This window comes from Pseudomonas sp. 20P_3.2_Bac5 (genome assembly GCF_025466035.1).
Classification (GTDB): Bacteria; Pseudomonadota; Gammaproteobacteria; order Pseudomonadales; family Pseudomonadaceae; genus Aquipseudomonas.
Map to the genome: position 1 here is coordinate 1 of NZ_JANLOA010000110.1, position 1992 is coordinate 1992.

Here is a 1992-nt window from a genome sequence, read left to right on the forward strand (position 1 = left end):
CGCTCGAGCATGTCGGCACTGAGTGGATCCGGTGTGAACAACAGCCGCGCTTCGTCCACATCTTCCGGATCCGCTACGGTCAGGGTCCATCCTCCCAGCGCCAGGACACCACCCACCGGAGTGCCTGGATAGAGGGGCAGCACGGGCTCCAGCAAACCGCTGTCGTGCGCCCGGTAGGTGGCTTCGCACACGTAGTCCTTGCCCGTGCGCTTGACCAACACGTAGACGTAGCCCTCGCGCACGCTGCGTATGGCGTAGCGGCTGTGAGCAAGCGAGGGCGCCAGGCGCTTGCCCAGGTGAGGGGGTAGCATCGGAGCCAGCTTTTCGACGATGGCCCGGTCCAGGCCGGACATCACGCTGTAGCGCAGTGGCAAGATCGTGAGGGTGCGCTTGCAGCTGACACAAGGACCGTCAGGCTCATTGCTGCTGTTTCGGTTGGAGGCCTCGCGGCTGATGGTGAGCAGGTCGCTCAAGGAGCGGGAAGGCTTGGACATGGGGAGTGCTCTCGTTTGTTTGACTACGCCTGGTGGCAAGAAGCGAGGTACAGATCGCCAAGACGACCTTTACCCGCAACCACCGCGCGCATGGCGAACAGCCAATTGCGGTCGGCAGCCAGGCTTGCCGCACCTTTAGTCAGGGAAAGGAAGACGTAGTCGTGAAGATCGTCGTGCGTGGACAACCCGGCCTCGCGTGCGCTGTTCACCAGCGCTTCGACGCGTGCCAACCGCACGCCCCGGCAGGGGTTGTCGAGCAGATCCGGAGCCTGGGTCTCCACCGTGCGCAACAGGCGATGAGGCAGCGGATCACCCGTCAGGGCCTGCCAGAGTGGCTGGTCGATCATCAATGGCGACAGCGGCTTGGCATGGGCCGCGCCCAAGCCGGAGATCCGGGCCCAGAGCTGAATTTTGGTGTCGGACTTGGGAATCCACCATGAGGCAATCGGCGTGATGAGCTCGCGCCACCAGTGCGGCGGAGCTTGCTGATAGAGCACTGCCAACACCCAAGGGTCGTAGTAACGCAATAGATAGGCGGCGCCATCCGGGCCGCGGGCCACGAGAGCTTGTGCCAGGTGTTCGACGAGACGCTCGGGAGCAACGGTGCTGATTATCCAACCGTGCAGTGCGTTGCGCAGCCTGCCAGTGAAGGCTCCGGCCAGCACGGTGTGTCCTTTGCTGTCGGCGGATGCGGCCTTTAATAACAGTGGACTGTGAGGGTGTAACGCGTGCAAGGCCGGCTCTTGCAGCAAGGGCAAGGCGTTTCCCGCAAAACGCTCATGCACGGCGTCGCGCAATTCCCCATCGAGTCCCGCGATGTCGCATACGGCCAGAAGATGTGCTGTCGGCCCAAGCGCATCAAGCTGGTTCAGGATTTGGTCTTCCACTGTGTTCATAGCTTCACCAATGCTTGATGCTCGGAGGCCGCCTTCAGCCAGCAACCGACGCAGATCGGTTCGCCTGTGTTCGCGAGTCCCGCCAGATCATTCGCAGAGCCCCCACCGGAGTTGACCAGATCGATAGCGTCGGCCTTGTAAATGACCGCTGCCCCATTGAACCGGAGACCACCGGCATCAAGCGTGAGCACGCCGCCTGGCGTGCTCCAGCGAATCGTGTCCGCGGAACATTCGTATTCTTTCGTGTGATTGCGGATGGCCTGTGCAGCCTGCAATTGGTGGTATCCCTGAATCGTCAACTCGACATGGCCACCAACGCTGGCGGTGTGGTTGGCGCCAATCGTGTCGACCCGGCTGTTGCCGATTTCTTCGATTCGATCCTGGGTTATCGAAATCTGCTGGGTTCGCTTGATGACCACTGTCTGGTCGTTGCCAACGGTGGTGAGTTGATCGCGTCCGATGTCTGCACGGTCATCATTGGCTATGGCGTCATGGCGATCATGTCCGACCTTGAGACGCTCATCGTTTTGAATGTCTTCACTGCGGTCATGCCCGACAAAGGTGGTTTCGTCATTCTTGACCACATTGTTCTGGTCCTTCTG

Annotated in this window: 3 protein-coding genes; all 3 read right to left on the bottom strand. The window is 61.0% G+C overall.

The features are described 5' to 3' along the window. Positions 1-494: toxin VasX (locus NTD88_RS20590; protein ID WP_315975169.1), on the bottom strand; the 494-nt coding region annotated here is incomplete at its 3' end. Positions 495-517: 23 nt separating this feature from the next. Then, positions 518-1390 carry a DUF4123 domain-containing protein gene (locus NTD88_RS20595; protein ID WP_262153374.1) on the bottom strand — a complete coding sequence of 291 codons (873 nt, stop codon included), beginning with the start codon at positions 1388-1390 and terminating at the stop codon, positions 518-520. Continuing rightward, positions 1387-1992: bacteriophage T4 gp5 trimerisation domain-containing protein (locus NTD88_RS20600; RefSeq protein WP_410017300.1), on the bottom strand; the 606-nt coding region annotated here is incomplete at its 5' end. The genes NTD88_RS20595 and NTD88_RS20600, both read right to left, overlap by 4 nt.